We start from the raw sequence: 21,832 nt of genomic DNA on the forward strand, positions 1-21,832 counted from the left end.
CCCGCCCCTCATCCTGCTAACGCCCTGGTGACTCCTACTTGGCCACCGTCAGGCGGAGCGTCTGCACTTCGAACGGCCGCAGCGTCACCGGCACCGAGTCGCCGTCCGTCCGGGCCTCCGCCAGGGGGCGCTCCAGCAGGTCGGTGATCTTGGCGCCCGCCAGCGGGAACCCGGTGCACAGCGCACCCTCGGCCCGGCCGCCGCGCGACTCGTAGAGGCGGACGACGACGTCGCCGGACGCGTCGTCGGCGAGCTTGACCGCCTCGATGGTCACACCGTCGCCGTCCGCCCAGACGACCGGCTCGGGCGCGCCCGCCGCGTCCGCGACACGCAGCGGCAGGTTGAGTGAGTAGCCTTCCGCGACCGCGTCCTCGATGCTCGCGCCGGGCAGCAGCGAGTACGTGAAACGGTGCCTGCCCTGGTCCGCGCCGGGGTCGGGGATGCGCGGGGCGCGCACCAGCGAGAGGCGGACCGTGGTGGTCGTACCGCCGTCCTCGCGGACCGTGCGGGAGACGTCGTGGCCGTACGTCGAGTCGTTGAGGACCGCGACGCCGTAGCCGGGCTCGGCGAGGTGCACCCAGCGGTGGCCGGAGACCTCGAAGCGGGCCGACTCCCAGGTGGTGTTGGTGTGCGTGGGCCGCTGGACGTGGCCGAACTGGATCTCGGCCGAGGAGTGCGCGGCCCTGATGTCCACCGGGAAGGCGGCCTTGAGGATCTTCTCGGCCTCGTGCCAGTCGATGTCCGTCTCGAAGTCGATCCGGGGACTGCCGGACCGTACGGTGATCGTCTGGACGATCTTCGAGCCCTTGCCGAAGTGACGCTCCACGCGGAGGGAGCCGAGGAGCGGGTCCTCGTCGGACACCGTGACGGAGGACGTCTCCAGGAGGTCCGTGTAGCGGTTCTGGTAGTGCTTGTCGATGTCCCAGGCGTCCCAGTAGTTCGGGAGGTCGGTGTGCAGGCGCAGCAAGTTGCCCTTGTCCGCGAGGACTTCGCGGTCCGCCTTCAGGTCGCGGACCGACGCCAGGGTGCCGTCCTCGGCCAACTCGACGCGTACCAGGCCGTTGTCGAGGATCCGGCCGCCGGTGATCGTCACCGGCTGCGGGGGCTCCGCGACGGCCAGCGGGGCGCTGCCGCTCGCCGGGACCTCCACGTACATGGGGACGCCCGTGGAGGTGCGGACCACCTCGGCCCGGTCGTACGGGCTGGTGTTGAAGGCGCGGGACTCGCCGCCGCCGAGCGCGGCGATCGCCTCGGCGGTGATCGCCTCCAACTCCTCGGCCACGCGGGCGTATTCGGCCTCCGCCTCGCGGTGCACCCAGGCGATGGACGAGCCCGGCAGGATGTCGTGGAACTGGTGGAGGAGCACCGTCTTCCAGAGGCGGTCGAGGTGCTCGTACGGGTACGCGTAGCCCGGCGCGTGCAGTGCGGCCGTCGTGGCCCACAACTCGGCCTCGCGGAGCTTGTGTTCGCTGCGCCGGTTGCCCTGCTTGGTGCGGGCCTGGGAGGTGTAGGTGGCCCTGTGCAGTTCCAGGTACAGCTCGCCGACCCAGACCGGGGCGTCGGGGTACTCCTCGCGGGCCTTGGCGAAGAACTCGTCGGGGTGCTCGATCTCGACGGTCGCCGAGCCCTCCAAGTCCGCGAGCCTGCGGGCGCGTTCCATGATCTCGCGGGTGGGGCCGCCGCCGCCGTCGCCCCAGCCGAAGGGGGCCAGCGAGCGGTTCGCGACGCCCTTCTCCTGGTAGTTGCGCGTCGCGCGGGACATCTCCTCGCCGCTGAAGCGGGCGTTGTAGGTGTCGACCGGCGGGAAGTGCGTGAAGATGCGGGTGCCGTCGATGCCCTCCCACCAGAAGGTGTGGTGGGGGAACTTGTTGGTCTGGTTCCAGGAGATCTTCTGGGTGAGGAACCACTCGTTGCCGGCGAGCTTGGCGAGCTGCGGGTAGGCAGCGGTGTAGCCGAAGGAGTCCGGCAGCCACACGCCCTTGGTCTCGACGCCGAAGTGCTCGATGAAGAACCGCTTGCCGTGGATGAGCTGGCGGGCCATGGCCTCGCCGCCGGGCAGGTTGCCGTCGGCCTCGACCCACATACCGCCGACCGGCGCCCACTGGCCCCGCTTCACGGACTCCTGGATGCGCGCCCACACCTTGGGGTAGTTGTCGCGCACCCACTCGTACTGCTGGGCCTGCGAGCAGGCGAAGATGAAGTCCTCGTACTCGTCGGCCAGCGAGGTGACGTTGGAGAAGGTGCGGGACGTCTTGCGCTTGGTCTCGCGGATCGGCCACAGCCACGCCGAGTCGATGTGCGCGTGGCCGACACCGGAGATCTTGTGGGCGCTGGCGTTGGCCGGCTTGGCCAGGGTGGGTGCCAGGGCCGCCCGTACCGCCGCCGCCGAACCGGCCACGTCGTCCAGGTCGAGCAGGTCGAGGGCGCGGTCCAGGGCGTGCATGATCTCGTGGCGGCGCGGGTCGTGCTCGCCCAGCACCAGCATCAGCTCGCGCAGCACCTGGACGTCGAGGTCGAGGTGGAAGACCTCCTCGTCGAGGATGGCGAGGTCGGCGCGCTTGAAGGTGTAGATCGGCTTGTCGCCGGCGGTGAGGATGTCACCCATGGGGGTGATCTTGGAGAAGTTGTCGGCCAGGATGTCCGGGTTGGAGGCCGCCTCGACCAGGTAGTCGATCTCCTCGCCGCCGACGGCCGGGTTGGCGATCGCCACGTACTGGTTGAGCGGGTTGACCGCCTTCAGCGGGGTGCCGTCGGTGGTGTGGACCAGGGCCTCGGCCTGGTTGCCGGGCCAGTCGCCGGTGAAGCCGAGGTCGATGACCGCCTCGACGCGCCGGCCGGCCCACTCGGCGGGCACCCGGCCGCGCATCCGGAACCAGGTGGTGCCCCAGGGCGGGCCCCAGGGGGTGTCCATGGCGAACGGCGCGTAGGTCGCGGCCGACGCCTCCTCGAAGGAGACCGGCTCGCCCGGCGCCTGCCAGGCCTCGACCTCGAAGGGAGCGGTGGCCGCGTAGATCGCCGCCTTGATCCGCTGGTCGTGGAGTCGCTGGACGCGCTCCTCGATCCGCTGGCGTTCGTCGTGCATGAGAAGTCTCCAGACCAGATTCGGGCAAGACCGCTAACGAGTGGGGAAAGCGCTTACTTAAGGTACGCCAGACCAGGGTGGACCGCGGTGTATCCGTCGACCAGCCTGCGGGCGACGTTCACGGAGTCGACGAGCGGGTGCAGCGCGAACGCCTTGACCGCCGTCGCGCGGGAGCCGGACCCGGCGGCGGCGAGCACCTCGCGTTCGACCGCCTTGACCGAGCAGACCAGGCCGGAGGCGTGGTCGGGCAGCGGGTCGACGGCGACGGGGTGGGCGCCGTTGGCGTCGACCAGGCAGGGCACCTCGATGACGGCCTCGGCGTCCAGCACCGAGAGCGTGCCGCGGTTGCGGACGTTGAGGATCAGCGTGGTGCGCTCGTCGCGGGCGATGGCCCGCATCAGGGCGAGGGCGACCTTCTCGTAGCCCCCGGACAGGTCGTCGGCGTCGCGTTCGCCCGCGCCCGCCGTCTCACGGGCCTCGGCCATGTAGGTGGCCTCGCGCTCGGCGCGGGTGCGGTCCCAGGCGGTGAGGGCGGCGGCGTCCGGCCGCTTCATCTCCTCGTAGAAACCGGCCTGCTGGTCGCGCAGGAAGGCGCCGCGGGTCTTCTCGGCCTCGCTGTACGCCCGTACGGCCTCGCGGTTGAAGTAGTAGTAGTGCAGATACTCGTTCGGGATCGCGCCCAGCGACTGGAGCCAGTCGGTGCCGAAGAGCTTGCCCTCCTCGAAGGAGCCGAGGAGGTCGGGGTCGGCGAGCAGGCGCGGGAGTTCGTCGCGGCCGTTGATCCTGAGGCCGCGCACCCAGCCGAGGTGGTTGAGGCCGACGTAGTCGATCCACGCCTCGCCGGGATTGGCGCCGAGCACCCGGGCGATACGGCGGCCGAGGCCCACCGGGGAGTCGCAGATGCCGATGACGCGGTCACCGAGGTGGCGGGACATGGCCTCGGTGACCAGGCCGGCCGGGTTGGTGAAGTTGATGACCCAGGCGTCGGGGGCGACCCGGGCGACGCGCCGCGCGATGTCCTCGGCGACCGGGACCGTGCGCAGGCCGTAGGCGATGCCGCCGGCGCCGACCGTCTCCTGGCCGAGGACGCCCTGGTCCAGTGCCACCTTCTCGTCGTTGGCGCGGCCCTCCAGGCCGCCGACGCGGATCGCGGAGAAGACGAAGTCGGCGCCGGTGAGCGCCTCGTCGAGGTCGGTCGTGGCGCTCACCTCGGGGGCGTCGGGCACTCCCGCCGCCTGTTCGGCCAGGACCCGGGTGACCGCCGAGAGGCGGCCCGCGTCCAGGTCGTGCAGGACGACATGGGTCACCCGGCCCTCGGCGTGGTCGCCCAGGAGCGCCCCGTACACGAGCGGTACGCGGAATCCGCCGCCGCCCAGAATCGTCAGCTTCAAGGTTGCACCTTTCCTGCCGTGATGACCTGCACCCCGGCCTCCTGCAGAGAGGACTGCGTCGCCGGGTCGACCGGCGCGTTCGTCACCACCATGTCCAGGTCCTCGGGACCGCAGACCTTCGCCATTCCCGTGCCGGGGAACTTGGCCCGGTCGGCGAGCAGCGCGACCCGGTCGGCGGACTTGATCATGGCGCGCTTGACGGGCACCTCGACCACCGTGGTGTCCATCACCTGGCCGCCGGGACGGACGCCGCTGGTGCCCAGGAAGAGCCAGTCGGCGTGCAGCTGGCGCAGGTTGTCCTCGGTGAGGAAACCGACCAGGGAGCGGTACTCGCGCCGGACCATGCCGCCGAGGAGCACCAGTTCGATGCCCTCGTCGTCCAGCAGCTCCTCGAAGACCACCAGATTGCTGGTGATCACGGTGAGCCGGCGGCCGTGCAGCTGCCGGGCCAGCCGGTAGGCGGTGGTGCCGATGTCGAGCAGCACGGACTGGCCGTCCTCGACGAGCGAGGCGGCCCTCGCCGCTATCGCGTCCTTCTCGGCGACGCGCACCTCGGCGACCTCGGCGAAGGGCTGGTCGCCCTCCTCGACCACGGCGCCGCCGTGGACACGTGTGAGCAGGCCCTCCTCCTCCAGCCTGACCAGGTCACGCCGGACGGTGGCGGGGCTCACGCCCAGTTGCTCGGAGAGATCGGTCACGGCTGCGGGGCCCCCTGAACGCAGGGCCCGCAGGATGAGTTGATGTCGTCGTTCTGCCAGCACGCGCTGAACAGTACTCGTCATCTTCAATCATTTCCATGCTTGCTTCTGCTCGACTCTTGCCAAATCTTCCGAAGGCGCGCACGATTCCGGTCATCGATGACGAGTTTTGACGAGAGGAAGCCCGCGTGGACGACGAACGGCCCGATGTGCTGCTGACCGGGCTGCTCTTCTTCGACCTCGTCCTGACCGGCCTGGGCAAGCCCCCGACCCCCGGCGAGGAGATCTGGACCTCGGGGATGGGCACCAGCCCCGGCGGGATCGCGAACCTCGCGGTGGCCGCCGCGCGGTACGGACTCAAGACCTCCCTGGCCACGGTCTTCGGGGACGACGCCTACGGTACCCACTGCCGCGACGTCCTGGCCGGTCAGGAGGGCGTCGACCTCTCGCTCTCGCGCACCGCGGACGACTGGCACACCCCCGTCACCGTCTCGCTCGCCTACGCCGGCGACCGCGCCCTGATCACCCACGGGCAGCCGCCCCCGTACTCCCAGGACACCCTGCTGGGCGACCCGCCCGAGGCGCGCACCGCGCTCGTGCACATCGAGGCCGAGCCCCACCGGTGGCTGGCCAAGGCGGCGGCGAACGGCACGCTGATCTACGCGGACGTCGGCTGGGACCCCACCCAGCAGTGGTCGAAGGACCTGCTCGACCAGCTCGCCCTGTGCCACGCCTTCCTCCCCAACGAGACCGAGGCGACGGCGTACACCCGCACCGACACCGCGATCGCCGCGCTGGGCACGCTCAGCGAACTCGTCCCGGTGGCGGTCGTCACCCGTGGCGGTGACGGCGCGATCGCCGTGGACCAGGTAACGGGCGAGTTCGCTGAGGTCCCGGCCCTGCCTGTGGACGTGGTGGACTCGACCGGCGCCGGTGACGTGTTCGGCGCCAGTTTCGTCGCCGCGTCGCTCGGCGGCTGGCCGCTGGAGGAGCGGCTGCGGTTCGCCGTACTGGCCGCCTCCCTGTCCGTACGGCAGCACGGCGGGGCGCTCGCCGCGCCCGGCTGGTACCACGTGCACCGCTGGTGGCAGACGCTGCGGGATCCCGAACTGCGGCGCGCCTACGGCTTCCTGGCCGACCGGCTGCCGGCCGATCCGGGTCCGCCGGTGCGGTACGCGCCCGTCACACCCTGACCTCCCACTCCGACCTTCCACCCTGACCGTCCTCTTACATACGTATGTCCTTATGCGCTTATGTACTGAACAGATCCGAAAGGCGGTGGGAGCTGTGCGGCTCTCACGAAGGGGCCTCCTGCGCGCGGGCCTGGCCGGGTCGGCCGCCACGGCGCTCGGGGGCCTGGCGAGCGGCTGCGCCGTTCCGACCGGCTCCACCGGGCGCGACATGGTCCTGTGGTACTGGAGCGGCGGTCTGAGCGACACCGTCGTCAAGAACGCCAAGGCCCGCTACGGCGGCTCGGTGGACCTCCGGCCCATCCAGATCGGCGGCCAGTACCGCTCCAAGCTGATCACCACGATCACCGGCCAGGCCCATGTCCCCGACATCGCGGGGCTCAAGGGCGAGGACATGGCCGCCTATCTGCCGAACGCGGACCAGTTCATCGATCTGCGGACCCTGGGCGCGGAGAAGTACCGCAGCCAGTACCTGCCGTGGAAGTGGGACCAGGGCGTCGCCGACGACGGCACGATGGTCGGCTTCCCGATCGACTGCGGGCCGGTCGCGCACTTCTACCAGTACGACGTGTTCCGCAAGGCGGGCCTGCCCTACGAGCCCGACGACGTGTCGGAGGGGCTGGGCACCTGGGAGGCGTTCTTCGCCGCCGGGGAGCAGCTCGGCAGGCGCGTGCCGGGGGCCAAGCTGCTCACCGACGTCAACGGCGTCTTCGAGAACGTCGTGCAGCAGGGCGCCCAGCGGTACGTGGACAAGGACCGCCACTTCATCGGCGACCAGGAGCATGTGCGCCGGGCCTGGGCGCTCGCCGTGGAGGCGAAGAAGCGCGGGCTCGTCTCGGACCTGGTGAGCGGCACCCCGGACCAGTTGTCGGCGATCCAGGACGGCAAGCTGCCGAGCCAGCTGAACGCCTCCTGGGCCAGCTTCGACATCAAGAACGGTGTGCCGAAGACCAAGGGCAGGTGGCGGGTGGCGCAGATGCCCGTGCGGCCCGCGAACAACGGCGGCTCGTTCCTGTCGATCACGAAGGCGTGCCGGGAGCCGGAGAAGGCCTTCGAGATCATCACCTGGATCCTCGACGCGGCCAACCAGGCTCAGGGTTACGTCGACGCGGGCCTGTTCCCGTCCACGCCGGCCTCGTACGGCCTGAAGCAGATGCGGGAGCCCGACCCCTTCTTCGGCGGCCAGGTCACCACCGATGTCTTCGGGCCGGCCGCGCAGAAGATCGTGGTCGCCTACAACAGCCCGTTCGACGTCGCGCTCGGGACGCCCATCAAGGACGAGATCAAGAACGTCGGTGTCCTCGGCAAGGACCCGAAGAAGGCCTGGAGTGACGCCATGAGCAAGTGCCGCCGGATCGCGAAGCACCTGGGGGTGAGCTACTGATGGCCGTCGTCGAGCAGTCCCCGCCCGTCGTGGCGCACCGGCCCGCGCCGACCGGGCCGAGGAAGGGGTGGCGCAAGTACTGGCACCTCTACGCCGCGATCTCCCCCTTCTATCTGATCTTCCTGGCCTTCGGCCTGTTCCCGGTGGGCTTCTCGCTCTACCTGTCCTTCCACCGCTGGGACGGCCTCGGCTCGATGGAGTGGGCCGGGCTCTCGCAGTACCAGTACCTGCTGGGCGACAGCGATTTCTGGGCCTCGATCGGCAACACGGTCATCATCTGGGCGCTGGCCACCTTCCCGATGATCCTGCTGGCGATGGTCACGGCCGTGATGCTCAACTCGGCGGTCCGATTCAAGAGCGTCTACCGCATCGCGTACTTCCTGCCGAGCGTCACCTCGGTCGTCGCGGTCGCGATCGTCTTCGGTTCGATCTTCTCCACCAACAGCGGTGTGGTGAACGCCGTCCTGCACGGCCTGGGCATCGACCAGGTGGCGTGGCTGAACACGCCCTGGGGCATCAAGGTCACCATCGCGGCGTTGATGACCTGGCAGTGGACCGGCTACAACGCGATCATCTTCCTCGCCGGGCTCCAGACCGTCCCGGGCGAGCTGTACGAGGCGGCGCGCATGGACGGCGCGGGCCCCGTCCAGACCTTCTTCAAGATCACGCTGCCGCTGCTGCGGCCCACCCTGCTGTTCGTGCTCGTCGTCTCGACGGTCACAGGCTTGCAGAGCTTCTCCGAACCACAGGTACTGCTCCAGACCTCGTCCAACGACTCGACGTTCGCGGGCGGGCCCGGCCACTCGGGCCAGACGATGGTCCTCTACTTCTTCCAGCAGACCTTCGACAACAACGACTTCGGGTACGGAGCCGCGGTGGCGTGGGGCATCTTCCTCGTCGTCGTCCTCTTCTCGATCATCAACTGGCGCCTCGTGCAGCGCCGGGGCGACTAGGAAGGGCGCGCGCAAATGGCATCCATCAAGGGGTCCCGCCGCAGGGGGCTCGCGCTGCACGTCCCGCTGGTCGTCGGCACGCTGATCTCGGCCTTCCCGTTCTACTGGGCCGTGATCATGTCCACGCACAGCTCGTCGGAGATCTTCTCCTACCCGCCGAAGCTGCTGCCCGGCACACACTTCCTGGAGAACGTCCGCAACCTGTTCCACGCCATCGACTTCTTCGGGTCGATGTGGAACTCGCTGCTGGTGGCGGTGTCGGTGACCTTCCTGGTCCTGCTCTTCGACTCCCTCGCGGCGTTCGTCTTCGCCAAGTTCGAGTTCCCCGGCAAGGGCGTGCTGTTCGGGCTGCTCATGGTGATCTTCATGGTCCCGGCGCAGTTGTCGGTCATCCCGCAGTTCGTCGTCATGGCGAAGATCGGCTGGATCGGCTCGATGACGGCGCTGATCGTGCCGGCCGCCGCCAACGCCTTCGGCATCTTCTGGATGCGCCAGTACATGAAGACCGCCATCCATGACGAACTGCTCGACGCCTCCAGGCTCGACGGCGCGAACTTCCTGCGCCAGTACTGGCATGTGGCGCTGCCGGTGGTCCGCCCCGGGCTCGCCTTCCTCGGCATCTTCACCTTCATGGGCCAGTGGAACGACTTCGCCTGGCCCCTGATCTCCCTCACCAACCCCGACAACGTGACCCTCCAGGTCGCGCTGTCCCAGCTCAACGGCACCCACGGCACCACCGACTACGGCATCGTGATGACCGGCGCGCTGCTCGCCCTCGTCCCGCTGCTGATCGTGTTCGCCATCGGCGCCAAGCAGATCATCGGCGACCTCTCGAAGGGAGCTGTCCGCGGATGACGCGCGATCCTCTCCTCGATCCCCTGCTCGCCCTGCGCCCCTGGGAGTCACCCGAGGTGACCTCCTGGGGGCGCCTGCCCATGAACGCCGTCGACCGGCGTGACGGGGCGCTCTCCCTGGACGGCGACTGGCGCTTCCAGCTCCTCCCGGGGCCCACCGCCGACGTGGGCGACGACTGGTCCACGGCCCGGGTACCCGGCGCCTGGACCCTCCAGGACACCGGCGATCTGCCCTGGTACACCAACGTGACGATGCCGTGGGCCGACTTCCCGCCCGCGTCACCGGCCGCCAATCCGACGGGCGTGTACGAGCGTGAGTTCGACGTTCCGGCCGAGTGGGCGGGCCGGCGGATCGTGCTCCAGGTCGGCGCCGCCGAGAGCGTGCTGCTCGTCCACGTGGACGGGCGGCCGGTCGGCATCTCCAAGGACTCGCATCTGGCGGCCGAGTTCGACCTCTCCGGCGCCGTACGCCCCGGCGCGTCCTCGACCGTACGGCTGACGGTCGTCAAGTGGTCCGACGCCACCCATATCGAGGACCAGGACCAGTGGTGGCACGGCGGCATCACGCGCTCGGTGCTGCTGTACGCGACGGACCCGCTGTATCTGGCGGACATCACCGTGCGGGCGCCGGCCTCCGGTGAGCTGCGCGTCGACTGCCGGGTGCGGAACGCGGGCGGCGCGCTGCCCGACGGGTGGTACGTCACCGGCGAGATCGACGGTCAGCTCCTCCTCCAGGACGCCGAGTTCGACCGCACAAACACCGAGGACGACCGTGTCTCCGACTTCCTCGGCGAGCCCCGGCTGTGCGCGCACCTGTCCGACGTACGCACCTGGAACGCCGAGACGCCCGAGCTGTACGACCTGACGGTCCGGCTCCACCGCGCCGACGGAACGCTCGCCGACATCTCACGGCAGCGGATCGGTTTCCGTGACGTCGAGATCGTCGGCCGGGACCTGCTGGTCAACGGCGAGCGGATCTACATCCGGGGCGTCAACCGGCACGACTTCCACCCACTGACCGGGCGAACGGTGTCGTACGACGACATGCGCGCCGACCTCGTACTGCTGAAGCGGTTCGGGTTCAACGCGATCCGCACCGCGCACTACCCGAACGACCCGGCACTGTACGACCTCGCCGACGAGCTGGGTCTCTACGCGGTCGACGAGGCGGACATCGAGTCGCACGACCACGCCCATGAGATCGCGGACGACCCGCGCTATCTGAACGCCTTCGTGGACCGCGTCTCGCGGATGGTCCTGCGGGACAAGAACCACCCGTCGGTCATCATCTGGTCACTCGGGAACGAGTCCGACTACGGGGCCAACCACGACGCGGCGGCGGGCTGGCTGCGTCGGCACGATCCGACCCGGCCGCTCCAGTACGAGGGCGCCGCCAAGACCGGCTGGGCCGACCCCGCCGTGGCCTCCGACATCGCGTGCCCTATGTACGCGGCGCTGGAGGACTGTGTCGCGCACGCCCTGTCCGGTGAGCAGACCAAGCCGCTCATCCAGTGCGAGTACTCGCACGCCATGGGCAACAGCAACGGCACGCTGGCGGACCACTGGGCCGCCATCGAGTCAACTCCGGGACTTCAGGGCGGGTTCATCTGGGAGTTCTGGGACCACGGAATCCTTCAGTCCGTGAACAGCGGCAAACCACTCGGACGCTCGGGCACCGGGCTCTATGACAACGGTGTCGCCGCACCCGGTATGCGCTGGGCGTACGGCGGCGACTTCGGCGAGACGATCCACGACGGCGCCTTCATCGCCGACGGTGTCGTCTTCCCCGACCGCACCCCCAAGCCCGTCATGTACGAACACCGGGAGATCGCGGCCCCGGTGCGTCTGGAGGCGTTCCGGCACGAGGGGCTCGTCGTCGCCAACCACCAGAGCTTCCGGGGCCTGCACTGGCTCGCGGCCACCTGGGAACTGACGCTCGCGGACGGCCGCACGCTGACCGCGCCCGCCGAACTACCGAACCTCCGCCCCGGCGAGACGGCGGCCGTGCCGCTGCCCATAGAACTGCCGGCCGACGGCGGCGAGGCCTGGCTGACCCTGCGGGTGACGACGGCCGACGACGAGCCGTGGGCCCCGCGCGGTACGGAGATCTGCACACCCCAGCTGTTGCTGCGGGCCGCGCCCGACGTCACAGAGCCGGTGGTCGCCGGACCGCCTGTCCAGGTCGACGGCGACGGACTGCTGATCCACCCGCTGCTGACATCCGCGCCGGTGCTGTCCCTGTGGCGGGCCCCGACCGACAACGACGAGCTGGGCGGCATGGCGGCCCGCTGGCAGGACTGGGGGCTCGACACCCTCGTACGCAAGGCCGTGGACGTACGGCGCGACGGCGGACGGGTGACCGTGCTCGCCCAGTACGCGGCGAACGCGGGCGTGATCCGCCACGAGCAGGTGTTCACCCCGGTCCAGGGCGGTATCCGCGTCGAGGAGAGCGTCGAACTGCCGGACGCCTACGCCGATGTGGCCCGGGTCGGTTCCGTGTTCGAGACGGTGTCCGGGCTCGACCTGCTGGAGTGGTTCGGCCAGGGCCCCTGGGAGTCCTATCCGGACCGCGCCGCCGGAGCGCCCGTCGGGCATCACTCGGCCCCCGTGGACTCCCTGTTCACCCCCTATCTGCGACCGCAGGAGAGCGGCGGACGGCACGGTGTACGACAGTTCAGGCTGTCGGCGCCGGACGCCACCGGTCTCTCGGTCGTGCTGGACCGGCCGCGCCAGGTCTCCGTGACCCGGTTCCGCGCCGAGGATCTGGCCGCCGCCACGCACCACGACCAGCTCAGGCCACGGCCCGGCTGTGTGGTCCACATCGACGCGGCACACAGAGGGCTCGGCACGGCGTCGTGCGGGCCCGACACCTTCCCCTCCTATCTCCTCAAGCCGGGCACCCACCGCTGGGCCTGGACTCTTCGCACGCTGTAACTCCCCCCACACTCCCCCTCTCACCTCACAGAACCTCCTACGGAGTCAGTTGTGTGCACCTCGCACGAGTCCGGGCTCGACCCTGCCCTGGAAGCCCCCCAGGCGGGCGCCGGACGGCGTACGTTCCTGCGGGCGACCGCGCTGATTGGCGCGGCGGCGACCGCGTCCGCCGCCCTGCCGACGGCCGCCGCCGAGGCCCTGCCGGACAAGGCACGTTCGCATTGGCGGCCCGACACCGAGAGCCGCCGGTTCACGCTCGCCGTGATGCCCGACACCCAGTACCTCTTCGACGGGCCGAGCATCGACAAGGCGCCCGTCGAGGCCTCGCTGCGCTATCTGCTGGAGCACGGGCGGGACGAGAACATCGTGTTCCTGTCCCACCTGGGCGACCTCACGCAGAACGGCGCGGCGCCGGAGTTCGCCGCGATCGGTGACGCGTTCCGGCTGCTGGACCGGCGGGGCGTCGGCTACAGCGTCCTCGCGGGCAACCACGACGTGCGGTCCTCCACGACCGACCAGCGGGGCGACTCCGCGTACCTCGACGAGTTCGGCCCGGACCGGTTCCAGGGGAAGCGGACCTTCGGCGGAGCCTCGCCCGACGGGTACAACACCTTCCACGTCTTCAAGGCGGCCGGGCAGGAGTGGCTGGTCCTGGCGCTGGACTGGCGGCTGTCCGACAAGGGTTACGCGTGGGCGAAGAACGTCCTGGCGCAGCACCCGACGCTGCCGGTGATCCTCACGACGCACGAACTGGTCGTCGAGGACGACACCCTGTCCAGCTACGGGCAGCAGTTGTGGGACCAGTTGATCGCCGACCACGACCAGATCTTCCTCACCCTCAACGGGCACTACTGGCCGGCCGGGCGCGCGACGCGCAAGAACAAGGCCGGGCACGACGTCGAACTGCACCTCACGAACTACCAGAACCGGTACTTCGGCGGCGCGGCGATGATCCGCCTCTACCGTTTCGACCTCGACCGCGACACGATCGACGTGGAGACGGTCTCCCCGTGGATCCTCGGCCGCGCGGCGAAGGGGCTCAACGAGCTGGAGCGGCAGGAGATCGAACTCAGCGGCGAGGCCGACCGGTTCTCCGTCGACATCGACTTCGCGGAGCGCTTCGCCGGTTTCGCCCCGGTACCCGCGCGTCCCGCCCGCCCGGCGTCGAAGATGGTGATCCCGGGCACGGTTGCCTACTGGCGCTTCGACGGACAGCAGGACGGGGCCGAGCTCACCGGCACGGTCCGCGACCGGTCCGGCCGCGGCAACGACCTCACCGTGGTGTCGGTGGGCGGCGGCAAGCTGAACTGGTCCAGCGACCACCACCCCGACCAGCCCGGCCACGGCAGCCTCGACTTCCACGGCTTCAAGGCCCCGCTACAGGGCGCCTATCTGCGTACGGTCGACGGCGCGCCCCTCAACTCGGCGACCTTCAAGGCCGGTTACACCATCGAGGCGTTCTACCGGATGCCCGCCGACTGGGACCCCGCGCACCACGCCTGGGCCGGAGTGGTCAGCCGTACGGGTACGGGCGGGGCCGCGGGCAAGACGGGCGACGACCCGGACGAGCCGCTGGCCACGCTGTCCCTCTCCAACGACCGCGAGCCCCAGTGGGCCATGCGGCCCCTCAACCAGCAGGTCATCGCCACCAACTGGGGCCAGGAGACGCCCCTGGAGACCTGGTGGCACCTCGCCGTCGTCAACAACGGCAGGCACACCACGCTGTACGTGCAGGGCTGCCCGGTCGTCCGCAACCCCACCGCGCCCTCGATCGGCATCACCTCGGTCGGTCTGCCGTGGCTGCTCGGCGGCTACGAGTACGCGGGGAAGATCGACCAGATCCTGCACGCCCGACTCGGTGACGTACGGATCGTCGAACGGGCGCTGCCCGTCCACGCGTTCATGAACCACTGACCCCAAGACTCTTCAGACTCCGCGCATTTCAGACTCCACGCATTTCAGACTCCGAGGAACTCACAGACCATGACAGAGCAGCAACTGCCTGCCTGGGCCGATCCCGCCGTCTCCCCCGCCGGTCTTGACGCCCAGGGCGTCTCCCGGCGTCAACTCCTGCACCGGGCGGGCCTGTTCAGCGCCGCCTTCGCCGCCGGTTCACTGGCGACGCCCGCCTCCGCCGCGTCCGGTTCGCGACAGCACCTCGGCGGCCACGACCCGCGCCTCGCCTATCTCGTCGGCGACCATCACATCCACACCGTGTACAGCCACGACGCCAAGTACACCTTCTCCCAACTGGCCGCCGCCGGTGAGAAGTTCGGCCTCGACTGGATGGTGTTCACCGAGCACTCCAACTTCGGGCACGCCCAGTTCGGCGCCCCGCTGGAGCACGCCGAGATCCTCAAGGCGCGCAAGGAGAACCCCCGTCAGCTCATCTTCCAGGGCCTGGAGTGGTACATCCCGGGCGCCGAGCACTGCACGGTGTTCTCGCCTCCCGGCCCCAACGAGGTCGACCTGCTCACCAAGTTCGAGAGCGCCTACGACGGCAAGCTCCTCGGCTACACCGACGGTTCGGCCGGCGGCGCGAACACCGCCCGCAACGAGGCCCACGCCGTCAAGGGCATCCAGTGGCTGGCCGAGCAGCGCCGCACCGGTTACGTGGACGACGTACTGGTCCTCGCCAACCACCCGATGCGCCTGGGCATCGACTCCCCGCACGAGATGCGCAACTGGCGGGACGCGGCCCCCGAGATCATGATCGGCATGGAGGGCGCTCCCGGCGCCCAGGGCGCGGCCATCCCCGGCTGGCGCGGGCCCAACTCGATCCGCGGCGAGTACGAGAACAAGCCGTCGGCGCAGTCCTGGCAGGGCTACCCGGCGGACTCGTACCAGACGTACGGCGGTTTCGACTGGGCGACCGCGACGGTCGGCGGTCTGTGGGACTCGATGCTGGCCGAAGGCAGGCTGTTCTCGATCACCACGAACTCCGACGCGCACCGGATCGTCTTCGACACCTGGAAGAACGGCGACTGGCCGGCCGGGCGGAACTTCGACAACACCGGCAAGCTGCCCGACCCGGTCAACACCACCACCCCGCAGCCCGGCAGCGACTTCTGGCCCGGCCAGTTCAGCCGCACCCACGTGGGCGTCACGCGCTTCGGCTACGGCGCGGTGATGGCGGGCATGCGCGCGGGCCGGGTCTGGGTGGACCACGGGCACCTGCTGGACGGGCTCGAAGTACGGCTGACGCGTGACTCCGCGCCCGGCCGGGGTGTCACGCTGGGCGGCCGGATCCGGGTCCGCAAGGGCGAGAAGCTCACACTGAACATCACCGTGACCAGCGCCTCGCGTCTCAACCCGCAGGGAATCCTGCCCGAGTTGGCGCACGTCGACGTGATCCAGGGCGCGGTGCGCGGTCCGGTCGCCGACCGGGACACCTGGAAGGCGCCGGACACGAAGGTCGTCAAGTCGCAGGACGTGACGGGCCGCACGGGTACGTACACCCTGCGCGTGCCGCTGACGGCCGGCGACGAGTCGTTCTACGTCCGGCTGCGCGGCAGCGACGGCAACCGGAACGGCGCCGGTTACCTCGGTGCCGCGATCGACCCGCACGGCCCGATCACGCACCAGCCCGGAAACGGCGACCCGTGGGCCGACACGTGGTTCTACTCGAACCCGGTCTTCGTCGATGTCGTGGGCCACGACCACGGTCACGGTCACTGACAGATGGATGTCACTGACTGATGGAGCCCTGATGGAGCGTCAGTTCCTGTCCATCAGCGGGTTATCAGTCCCGCCCAGGGCACTGTGCGTCGACGGCGGCGGAATCGCGTCCGCCGTCGGCGCGCAGTGCGGGGCGAAGGCGATCAGGCGTAGAAGCGGGACAGGCTCTGAAGTACCGCCGCCGGCTTCGGGGCGCCCTCGATCTCGATCGTGCCGTCGACGGCGATCTGCACCCCGCCCGGCACGTCCTCCACGTCGGCCAGCCTGCCGACGAGACGGATCTTCGAGCCGACCTTCACCGGCGAGGGGAAACGCACCTTGTTGAGGCCGTAGTTGACCTTCGTGGTCACGCCCTGGACGTCCAGCAGCTCGGTGAAGAGCGGGATGAAAAGGGAGAGGGTGAGGTATCCGTGGGCGATCGGGGCGCCGAAGGGACCCGCGGCGGCCTTCTCCGGGTCCACGTGGATCCACTGGTGGTCGCCTGTCGCGTCGGCGAAGGTGTTGATGCGCTCCTGCGTGACCTCGATCCACTCACTGGTGCCGAGGTCGCTGCCGGCGAGCTTCTTGAGTTCGTCGATACCGTTGACGGTGATGCTCATAATCGCGTTCCTTCAATGGGAGTTGGGCTGAAAGGTGATTGCCGGACGGACTACGTGCTCCGGTGGAAGCAACGTGTTGAACCCGCGGGCCGGTGGGGGCTGGTCGCGCAGTTCCCCGCGCCCCTACAGGGCGCGATACCGCACCGGAGTTCGCAAAGACCGCCTACGAACCCGCGCCGTATGCCTTGCGCACCCGCGCCTTGAGGAGCTTCCCCGAGGCCGTGCGCGGGAGTTCGTCCGCGACGACGACCGACTTCGGGATCTTGTACTTGGCGAGCCGCCCGGACAGTGAGGCCAGTACCTCGTCCGCGTCCAGGGCCGCGCCCTCGCGGGGCACGACGACCGCGCGCGGCACCTCGCCCCACTTCTCGTCGGCGACGCCGATCACCGCGCACTCGACGATGTCAGGGTGGGCCAGGAGCAGATCCTCGATCTCGGCGGGGTAGATGTTCTCCCCACCCGAGATAATCATGTCCTTGATGCGGTCGACGATGAAGACGTAGCCGTCCTCGTCGGTCCGGGCGGCGTCCCCGCTGCGGAACCAGCCGTCCGTGAGGGAGGCGGCCGTCTCCTCGGGCAGCCCCCAGTAGCCGGGCATGACGTGCGGGCCCCGGACCACGATCTCGCCGGTCTCGCCGACCTCGGCCGGAGTCAGGTCGGGCCGTACCACCCGTACATCGCTGAAGAAGTGCGGTACGCCCGCCGAGCCGGCCTTGCTGATCGCGTGCTCGGCGTCCAGGAACAGGGTCCCCGGCGAGGCCTCGGTCATGCCGTAGCCCTGGAGGAAGGTGAGCCCGCGTTCCTGGAAGGCGGCGATGAGCGGGGTCGGCACCGGTGAGCCGCCGCAGGAGAGCATCCGCAGCGACGACAGGTCGGCGTCGGCCCAGCGCGGGTGTCTGGCCACCAGGTCGAACATGGTCGGCACGCCGAACATGAAGGTGATCCGGTGTCGTTCGATCAGGTCGAAGGTGTCCTCGGGGACGAAGGACTCGACCAGGACACAGGTCCCGCCCTTGAGCAGCACGGGCAGGGTGAGCATGTTCAGCCCGGCCGTGTGGAACAACGGGGCGGAGACCAGGGCGCGTTCGTCGGTGATGACGTCCTGGTCGACGAGCACGTTGACGGCGTTCCAGGTCAGGTTGCCGTGCGTGAGCATGGCTCCTTTGGGGCGGCCGGTCGTGCCCGAGGTGTACATGATGATGCAGGTGTCGTCGGCGGTGACGGGCGCGTCGATCGGCTCGCCGGAGGCACCGGCGAGCGCCTGTTCGTACTCGGCGCCGACCTCGACGTACGCCCGCACGTCCGTGTTGCCGGGCAGCCCGGCGACAAGACCGGCGTGCGAGGGGCCGTACACGAGGGCCCTGGCACCGGAGTCGGCGAGCTGGTAGGCGATCTCCGGGCCGGCGAGCCGGGTGTTGAGCGGTACGAAGACCGCGCCGAGCGTGCCCGCCGCGAACAGTGTCTCCAGGTAGGAGGGGTGGTTCGGGCCCAGATAGGCGACCCGGTCACCTCGGCGCACACCCCTCTCGCGCAGGGCGTGCGCGAGACGGGTGGTGCGCTCGTACAGCTCGGCGTAGGTGATCGTGGTGTCGCCGTGGATCAGCGCGGTGCGTTGGGGGGTCTTGCGAGCCCGGCGGGCGGGCCAGGACCCCAGTCCCTCGTTGCGCATCGTTGCGCCCCTCTACGAGTTCGGGTTGCGAGACATGGGACAGGACAGGCGGGACGGCTTACGGCTTCGTGAGGCCGAGCAGCCGGGCCGCGTTCTCCTTGAGGATCTTCGGCCTGACCTCGTCCTTGATCGGCAGCTTCTCGAAGTCGGCGAGCCAGCGGTCCGGGGTGAGCACCGGGTAGTCGGAGCCGAAGAGGACCTTGTCCTTGAGCAGCGTGTTGGCGTACTGCACGAGCTGCGGCGGGAAGTACTTCGGCGACCAGCCGGAGAGGTCGATGTGCACCCCCGGCTTGTGCGTGGCGACGGCGAGCGCCTCGTCCTGCCAGGGGAAGGAGGGGTGCGCCAGGATGATCTTCATCTCGGGGAAGTCCGCGGACACGTCGTCCACGTGCAGCGGGTTGCTGTACTTGAGCCTGATCCCGCCGCCACCGGGCACCCCTGCGCCGATGCCGGTCTGGCCGGTGTGGAAGAGCGCGATCGTGCCGGTCTCCTCGATCACCTCGTACAGCTCGTACGCCACCGAGCGGTCGTTGGGGAAGAAGCCCTGGATGCTGGGGTGGAACTTGAAGCCCCTGACCCCGTACTCCTCGACCAGTCGCCGCGCCTGCTTGACGCCCGCCCGGCCCCGGAAGGGGTCGATGGAGGCGAAGGGGATCAGCACGTCCGCGTTGGCCGCGGCGGCCTCGGCGACCTCCTCGTTGGGGACGGGCGCGGTGCCGGTCGCGGACTCGGCGTCCACCGTGAAGATGACGGCGGCCATCTTCCGCTCGCGGTAGTACGCGGCGGTCTCCTCCAGGGTCGGCTTCCGCTTGCCCTCGACCTTGAAGTAGGCCGACGAGGCGTCGTGGAGGTCGTCGTCCAGGGACGAGTTGCCCTTGGAGGAGATCTCGGCGTGGGTGTGGACGTCGATCGCGACGAGTTCCTCGACGTTGAGGTTCGCCATGGTCACACCTCCGGGAACTTGGGAGCGGGGATGCCCACCGACTGGAGCTCGGCGCCGACCGAGGTCGACCAGACGTCGGCCAGGGTCTCGGGGGTCCAGCCGCCGTCCGCGTACGCCGCCTTGATCTCCTGCGGGTGCGACCAGAGTGCCACCTTGTCGCCGCCGATGCCGATGGCCTGGCCGGTGATTCCCCGGGCGGCCTCGGAGGCGAGGAAGGGGACGAGGGCCGCGCAGTCCTCGGGGGTGCCGAAGCCCTCGCCCTTGCGGAGGAAGGCCGGGAACGGCACGCCGTTCTTCAGCGCCTCGACGTACGGCGCGAAGGCGGGGATGGTCTCGGTCATGGCGGTGGCGGCCACCGGCACGATCGCGTTGACGGTGATGTTCGCCCGGCCGAGCTCCATCGACCAGGTACGGGCGAAGGCCGCGATGCCCGCCTTCGCGGCGGCGTAGTTCGTCTGGCCGAAGTTGCCGCGCTGGCCGGCCGGGGAGCCGACCAGGATCAGCGTGCCGCCCTCGCCCTGCTCGCGCATGCGTACGGCGGCGGCGCGGGCGCAGGTGAAGGTGCCCTTGAGGTGGGTGGTGATCACCGCGTCGAAGTCGTCGTCGGTCATCTTCCACAGCACCTTGTCGCGCAGGATGCCCGCGTTGGTGACCAGGATGTCGAGCCGCCCGAACTCCTCCACCGCGCGGTTCACGAGCCGCTCGGCGGCCTCGGTCGTACCGACCGGGACGACCTCGGCCACGGCGTTGCCGCCCGCCGCGGTGATGGACTTCACGGCCTGCTCGGCCACCGTCTCGTCGACGTCGTTGACGACCACGGAGGCGCCGGCGGCGGCGAGGGCGTGCGCGTAGGCGAGGCCGAGGCCACGGCCACTGCCGGTGACGACGGCGACCTTGCCGGTCAGATCGATGCTGGGCACGAGGGGGGTCCCTTCACAGGAAGACGACAGACAGCGGGACGGCGAGACGGCGAAACGGCCACGGACGCTGACTCCGGACGACCGCTTGAGATCGAAGCTAAGAGCAATGATTGTTGACGTCAATAGTTGTTGCCACCATATTCGTGGGTCATGCTGGAATCAGCACATGGAACCGCCCCTGCCCGGGGCCTCGACGAGGGAGCCCGCCATCGCCCGCCAGCAGGACGTCCAGAACCCAGCCCACATAGACGCCCACGAACCCTGGATGCGCGGCCTGCACGCGGACACCGGCTACCTGCTGTACCGACTGGGCCTGCGCTCCGGCCAGCTCTTCAACACGTTCCTCCAGGAGTCGGGGCTACGGCTGCGCCACTACGCGGTGCTCCGTTTCCTCGCCACCTCCACGGGCGCGCTCCAGCGCGAGCTGAGCACCTCGCTCGGCTACGACCCGAGCGCGATCGTCGGCCTGGTGGACGACCTGGAGAAGCTGGGCTTCGTCGAGCGCCGCCCCTCCCCCGACGACCGGCGCAGCCGGATCGTCGCCCTGACCGCGGACGGCCGCGTCTTCCTCCGCGACACCGACGAGGCCGGCCAGCGCGTCACCAACGAACTGCTGGGCCCGCTCGACGCGACCGAGCGGGAGTCCCTGCACGCCCTGCTCCAGCGGCTCGCGGAGGACGGACGCAAATGACGTCGCGCACCTCGCCGCCTCCGGGAGCCGGTCGCCCATGACCGCCCGCTCGGCGCCCGACCGGCTGCTGTCCGTACTCGGCGCCTTCGACCACGACCACCCGGCGCTGTCCCTCACGGACATCAGCCGGCGGGCCGGGCTGACCCTCACCACCACGCACCGACTCGTGGGGGCCCTCACCGACTGGGGCGCCCTGGAACGGGACGACGACGGCGTCTACCACGTGGGCCTGCGGCTGTGGGAGGTCGCGGCGCTCGCCCCGCGCGGGCTGGCCCTGCGGCAGGTCGCGCTGCCGTATCTGGAGGACCTGTACGAAGCGACGCACGAGAACGTGCAGTTGGCGGTACGGGACGGCGGCGAGGTCGTCTACATCGAGTGGCTGTCGGGCCGTTCGGCGGTCGGCGTGCACATCAGGGTCGGCGCCCGCTGGCCGCTGCACGCCACGGGCGTCGGCCTCGCCCTCCTCGCCCACGGCGACCCGGCACTCCAGCAGCAGTACTGCGAGGGCCCGTTGGCCGCCTTCACCCCGCACACGATCACCGACCCGGGACAGTTGCGCCGTGTCCTGGCCGAAGTCCGGCGCACGGGCGTGGCGGTGAGCAGCCGTCAGGTGACCGAGGACGCGCTGTCGGTGGCGGCCCCTGTGCACGGTCCGGGCGGCACGGTGACCGCCGCGGTGTCGGTCGTGGTGCCCCGGGCGGACGCCCAGGTACCGGCACTGGTGCCCGCGGTACGGCTGGCGGCGCGGGGGATCTCACGGGCGCTGGGGTGGCGGCCGGACGGTCGGTGAGCGGGCCGGGTGTGCGCGGTCCGCCTTTCTCCGAGCTGACAACAACTCACTTATCA

At 69.9% G+C, this 21,832-nt stretch carries 16 protein-coding genes; 9 read left to right on the forward strand and 7 right to left on the reverse strand.

Annotated features, from left to right (window positions below; translation table 11 throughout):
• Positions 1 to 34 precede the first annotated feature (34 nt).
• The 3 genes from AOK08_RS11860 to AOK08_RS11870 are packed head-to-tail and all read right to left on the reverse strand — an operon-like array spanning position 35 to position 5,234.
• Positions 35 to 3,082, reverse strand: a complete 3,048-nt coding sequence (locus AOK08_RS11860; RefSeq protein ID WP_055525464.1) for an alpha-mannosidase — start codon at positions 3,080 to 3,082, stop codon at positions 35 to 37.
• Between the two features lie 53 nt (positions 3,083 to 3,135).
• Positions 3,136 to 4,473 carry a 6-phospho-beta-glucosidase gene (locus tag AOK08_RS11865; RefSeq protein ID WP_055525465.1) on the reverse strand — a complete coding sequence of 446 codons (1,338 nt, stop codon included), beginning with the start codon at positions 4,471 to 4,473 and terminating at the stop codon, positions 3,136 to 3,138.
• Positions 4,470 to 5,234 (reverse strand): DeoR/GlpR family DNA-binding transcription regulator, encoded by a 765-nt coding sequence (locus tag AOK08_RS11870; RefSeq protein WP_055525466.1) that lies wholly within the window; start codon positions 5,232 to 5,234, stop codon positions 4,470 to 4,472. The genes AOK08_RS11865 and AOK08_RS11870 overlap by 4 nt, the downstream gene beginning before the upstream one ends.
• 125 nt (positions 5,235 to 5,359) lie before the next feature.
• On the opposite strand from AOK08_RS11870, the gene AOK08_RS11875 reads away from it, so the two are divergent.
• The 7 genes from AOK08_RS11875 (at position 5,360) to AOK08_RS11905 (ending at position 16,164) form a co-directional block, all read left to right on the forward strand.
• Positions 5,360 to 6,364 carry a carbohydrate kinase family protein gene (locus tag AOK08_RS11875; RefSeq protein ID WP_055525467.1) on the forward strand — a complete coding sequence of 335 codons (1,005 nt, stop codon included), beginning with the start codon at positions 5,360 to 5,362 and terminating at the stop codon, positions 6,362 to 6,364.
• 94 nt (positions 6,365 to 6,458) lie between these two features.
• Positions 6,459 to 7,745, forward strand: coding sequence for an ABC transporter substrate-binding protein (locus tag AOK08_RS11880; protein WP_055525468.1), 1,287 nt, complete (start codon positions 6,459 to 6,461; stop codon positions 7,743 to 7,745).
• Positions 7,745 to 8,698 (forward strand): carbohydrate ABC transporter permease, encoded by a 954-nt coding sequence (locus AOK08_RS11885; protein WP_055525469.1) that lies wholly within the window; start codon positions 7,745 to 7,747, stop codon positions 8,696 to 8,698. Before AOK08_RS11880 ends, AOK08_RS11885 begins: the two co-directional genes overlap by 1 nt.
• Positions 8,699 to 8,713: 15 nt before the next feature.
• Positions 8,714 to 9,553 (forward strand): carbohydrate ABC transporter permease, encoded by an 840-nt coding sequence (locus tag AOK08_RS11890; protein ID WP_055525470.1) that lies wholly within the window; start codon positions 8,714 to 8,716, stop codon positions 9,551 to 9,553.
• On the forward strand, positions 9,550 to 12,486 hold the full coding sequence (locus tag AOK08_RS11895; protein ID WP_055525471.1) for a glycoside hydrolase family 2 TIM barrel-domain containing protein: 2,937 nt from the start codon (positions 9,550 to 9,552) through the stop codon (positions 12,484 to 12,486). The genes AOK08_RS11890 and AOK08_RS11895 overlap by 4 nt, the downstream gene beginning before the upstream one ends.
• A 51-nt stretch (positions 12,487 to 12,537) precedes the next feature.
• A complete protein-coding gene (locus AOK08_RS11900; protein ID WP_055525472.1) occupies positions 12,538 to 14,400 on the forward strand; it encodes a LamG-like jellyroll fold domain-containing protein in 1,863 nt (620 codons plus the stop codon).
• Between the two features lie 69 nt (positions 14,401 to 14,469).
• Positions 14,470 to 16,164, forward strand: a complete 1,695-nt coding sequence (locus AOK08_RS11905) for a PHP domain-containing protein (RefSeq protein WP_055525473.1) — start codon at positions 14,470 to 14,472, stop codon at positions 16,162 to 16,164.
• A 143-nt stretch (positions 16,165 to 16,307) separates the two neighbouring features.
• On the opposite strand, the gene AOK08_RS11910 is transcribed toward AOK08_RS11905, so the two are convergent.
• From AOK08_RS11910 to AOK08_RS11925, 4 genes are all read right to left on the reverse strand, one after another.
• Entirely contained in the window at positions 16,308 to 16,763 is a 456-nt protein-coding gene (locus tag AOK08_RS11910; protein WP_055525474.1) for a MaoC family dehydratase, read from the reverse strand.
• A gap of 163 nt (positions 16,764 to 16,926) precedes the next feature.
• On the reverse strand, positions 16,927 to 18,432 hold the full coding sequence (gene menE / locus AOK08_RS11915) for an o-succinylbenzoate--CoA ligase (protein WP_055525475.1): 1,506 nt from the start codon (positions 18,430 to 18,432) through the stop codon (positions 16,927 to 16,929).
• 58 nt (positions 18,433 to 18,490) lie between these two features.
• Positions 18,491 to 19,375, reverse strand: a complete 885-nt coding sequence (locus AOK08_RS11920) for an amidohydrolase family protein (protein ID WP_055525476.1) — start codon at positions 19,373 to 19,375, stop codon at positions 18,491 to 18,493.
• Between the two features lie 2 nt (positions 19,376 to 19,377).
• Complete coding sequence (locus tag AOK08_RS11925) at positions 19,378 to 20,295, reverse strand: SDR family NAD(P)-dependent oxidoreductase (protein WP_055525477.1); 918 nt, start codon at positions 20,293 to 20,295, stop codon at positions 19,378 to 19,380.
• 265 nt (positions 20,296 to 20,560) lie between these two features.
• On the opposite strand from AOK08_RS11925, the gene AOK08_RS11930 reads away from it, so the two are divergent.
• Together AOK08_RS11930 and AOK08_RS11935 are read left to right on the forward strand one after the other, a co-directional pair.
• Complete coding sequence (locus tag AOK08_RS11930; protein WP_055525490.1) at positions 20,561 to 20,986, forward strand: MarR family winged helix-turn-helix transcriptional regulator; 426 nt, start codon at positions 20,561 to 20,563, stop codon at positions 20,984 to 20,986.
• A 37-nt stretch (positions 20,987 to 21,023) separates the two neighbouring features.
• A complete protein-coding gene (locus tag AOK08_RS11935) occupies positions 21,024 to 21,776 on the forward strand; it encodes an IclR family transcriptional regulator (protein WP_055525478.1) in 753 nt (250 codons plus the stop codon).
• Positions 21,777 to 21,832: the final 56 nt, after the last annotated feature.

The sequence above is a fragment of the Streptomyces graminilatus genome (assembly GCF_001418565.1).
GTDB lineage: Bacteria > Actinomycetota > Actinomycetes > Streptomycetales > Streptomycetaceae > Streptomyces > Streptomyces graminilatus.

Bases quoted from the DNA above. Each gene is read 5' to 3' on its own strand.
- AOK08_RS11905 (WP_055525473.1), top strand. From the start codon at position 14,470: ATGACAGAGCAGCAACTGCCTGCCTGGGCCGATCCCGCCGTCTCCCCC.
- menE (WP_055525475.1), bottom strand. From the start codon at position 18,432: ATGCGCAACGAGGGACTGGGGTCCTGGCCCGCCCGCCGGGCTCGCAAG.
- AOK08_RS11895 (WP_055525471.1), top strand. From the start codon at position 9,550: ATGACGCGCGATCCTCTCCTCGATCCCCTGCTCGCCCTGCGCCCCTGG.
- AOK08_RS11935 (WP_055525478.1), top strand. From the start codon at position 21,024: ATGACCGCCCGCTCGGCGCCCGACCGGCTGCTGTCCGTACTCGGCGCC.
- AOK08_RS11910 (WP_055525474.1), bottom strand. From the start codon at position 16,763: ATGAGCATCACCGTCAACGGTATCGACGAACTCAAGAAGCTCGCCGGC.
- AOK08_RS11930 (WP_055525490.1), top strand. From the start codon at position 20,561: ATGCGCGGCCTGCACGCGGACACCGGCTACCTGCTGTACCGACTGGGC.
- AOK08_RS11860 (WP_055525464.1), bottom strand. From the start codon at position 3,082: ATGCACGACGAACGCCAGCGGATCGAGGAGCGCGTCCAGCGACTCCAC.
- AOK08_RS11885 (WP_055525469.1), top strand. From the start codon at position 7,745: ATGGCCGTCGTCGAGCAGTCCCCGCCCGTCGTGGCGCACCGGCCCGCG.
- AOK08_RS11920 (WP_055525476.1), bottom strand. From the start codon at position 19,375: ATGGCGAACCTCAACGTCGAGGAACTCGTCGCGATCGACGTCCACACC.
- AOK08_RS11890 (WP_055525470.1), top strand. From the start codon at position 8,714: ATGGCATCCATCAAGGGGTCCCGCCGCAGGGGGCTCGCGCTGCACGTC.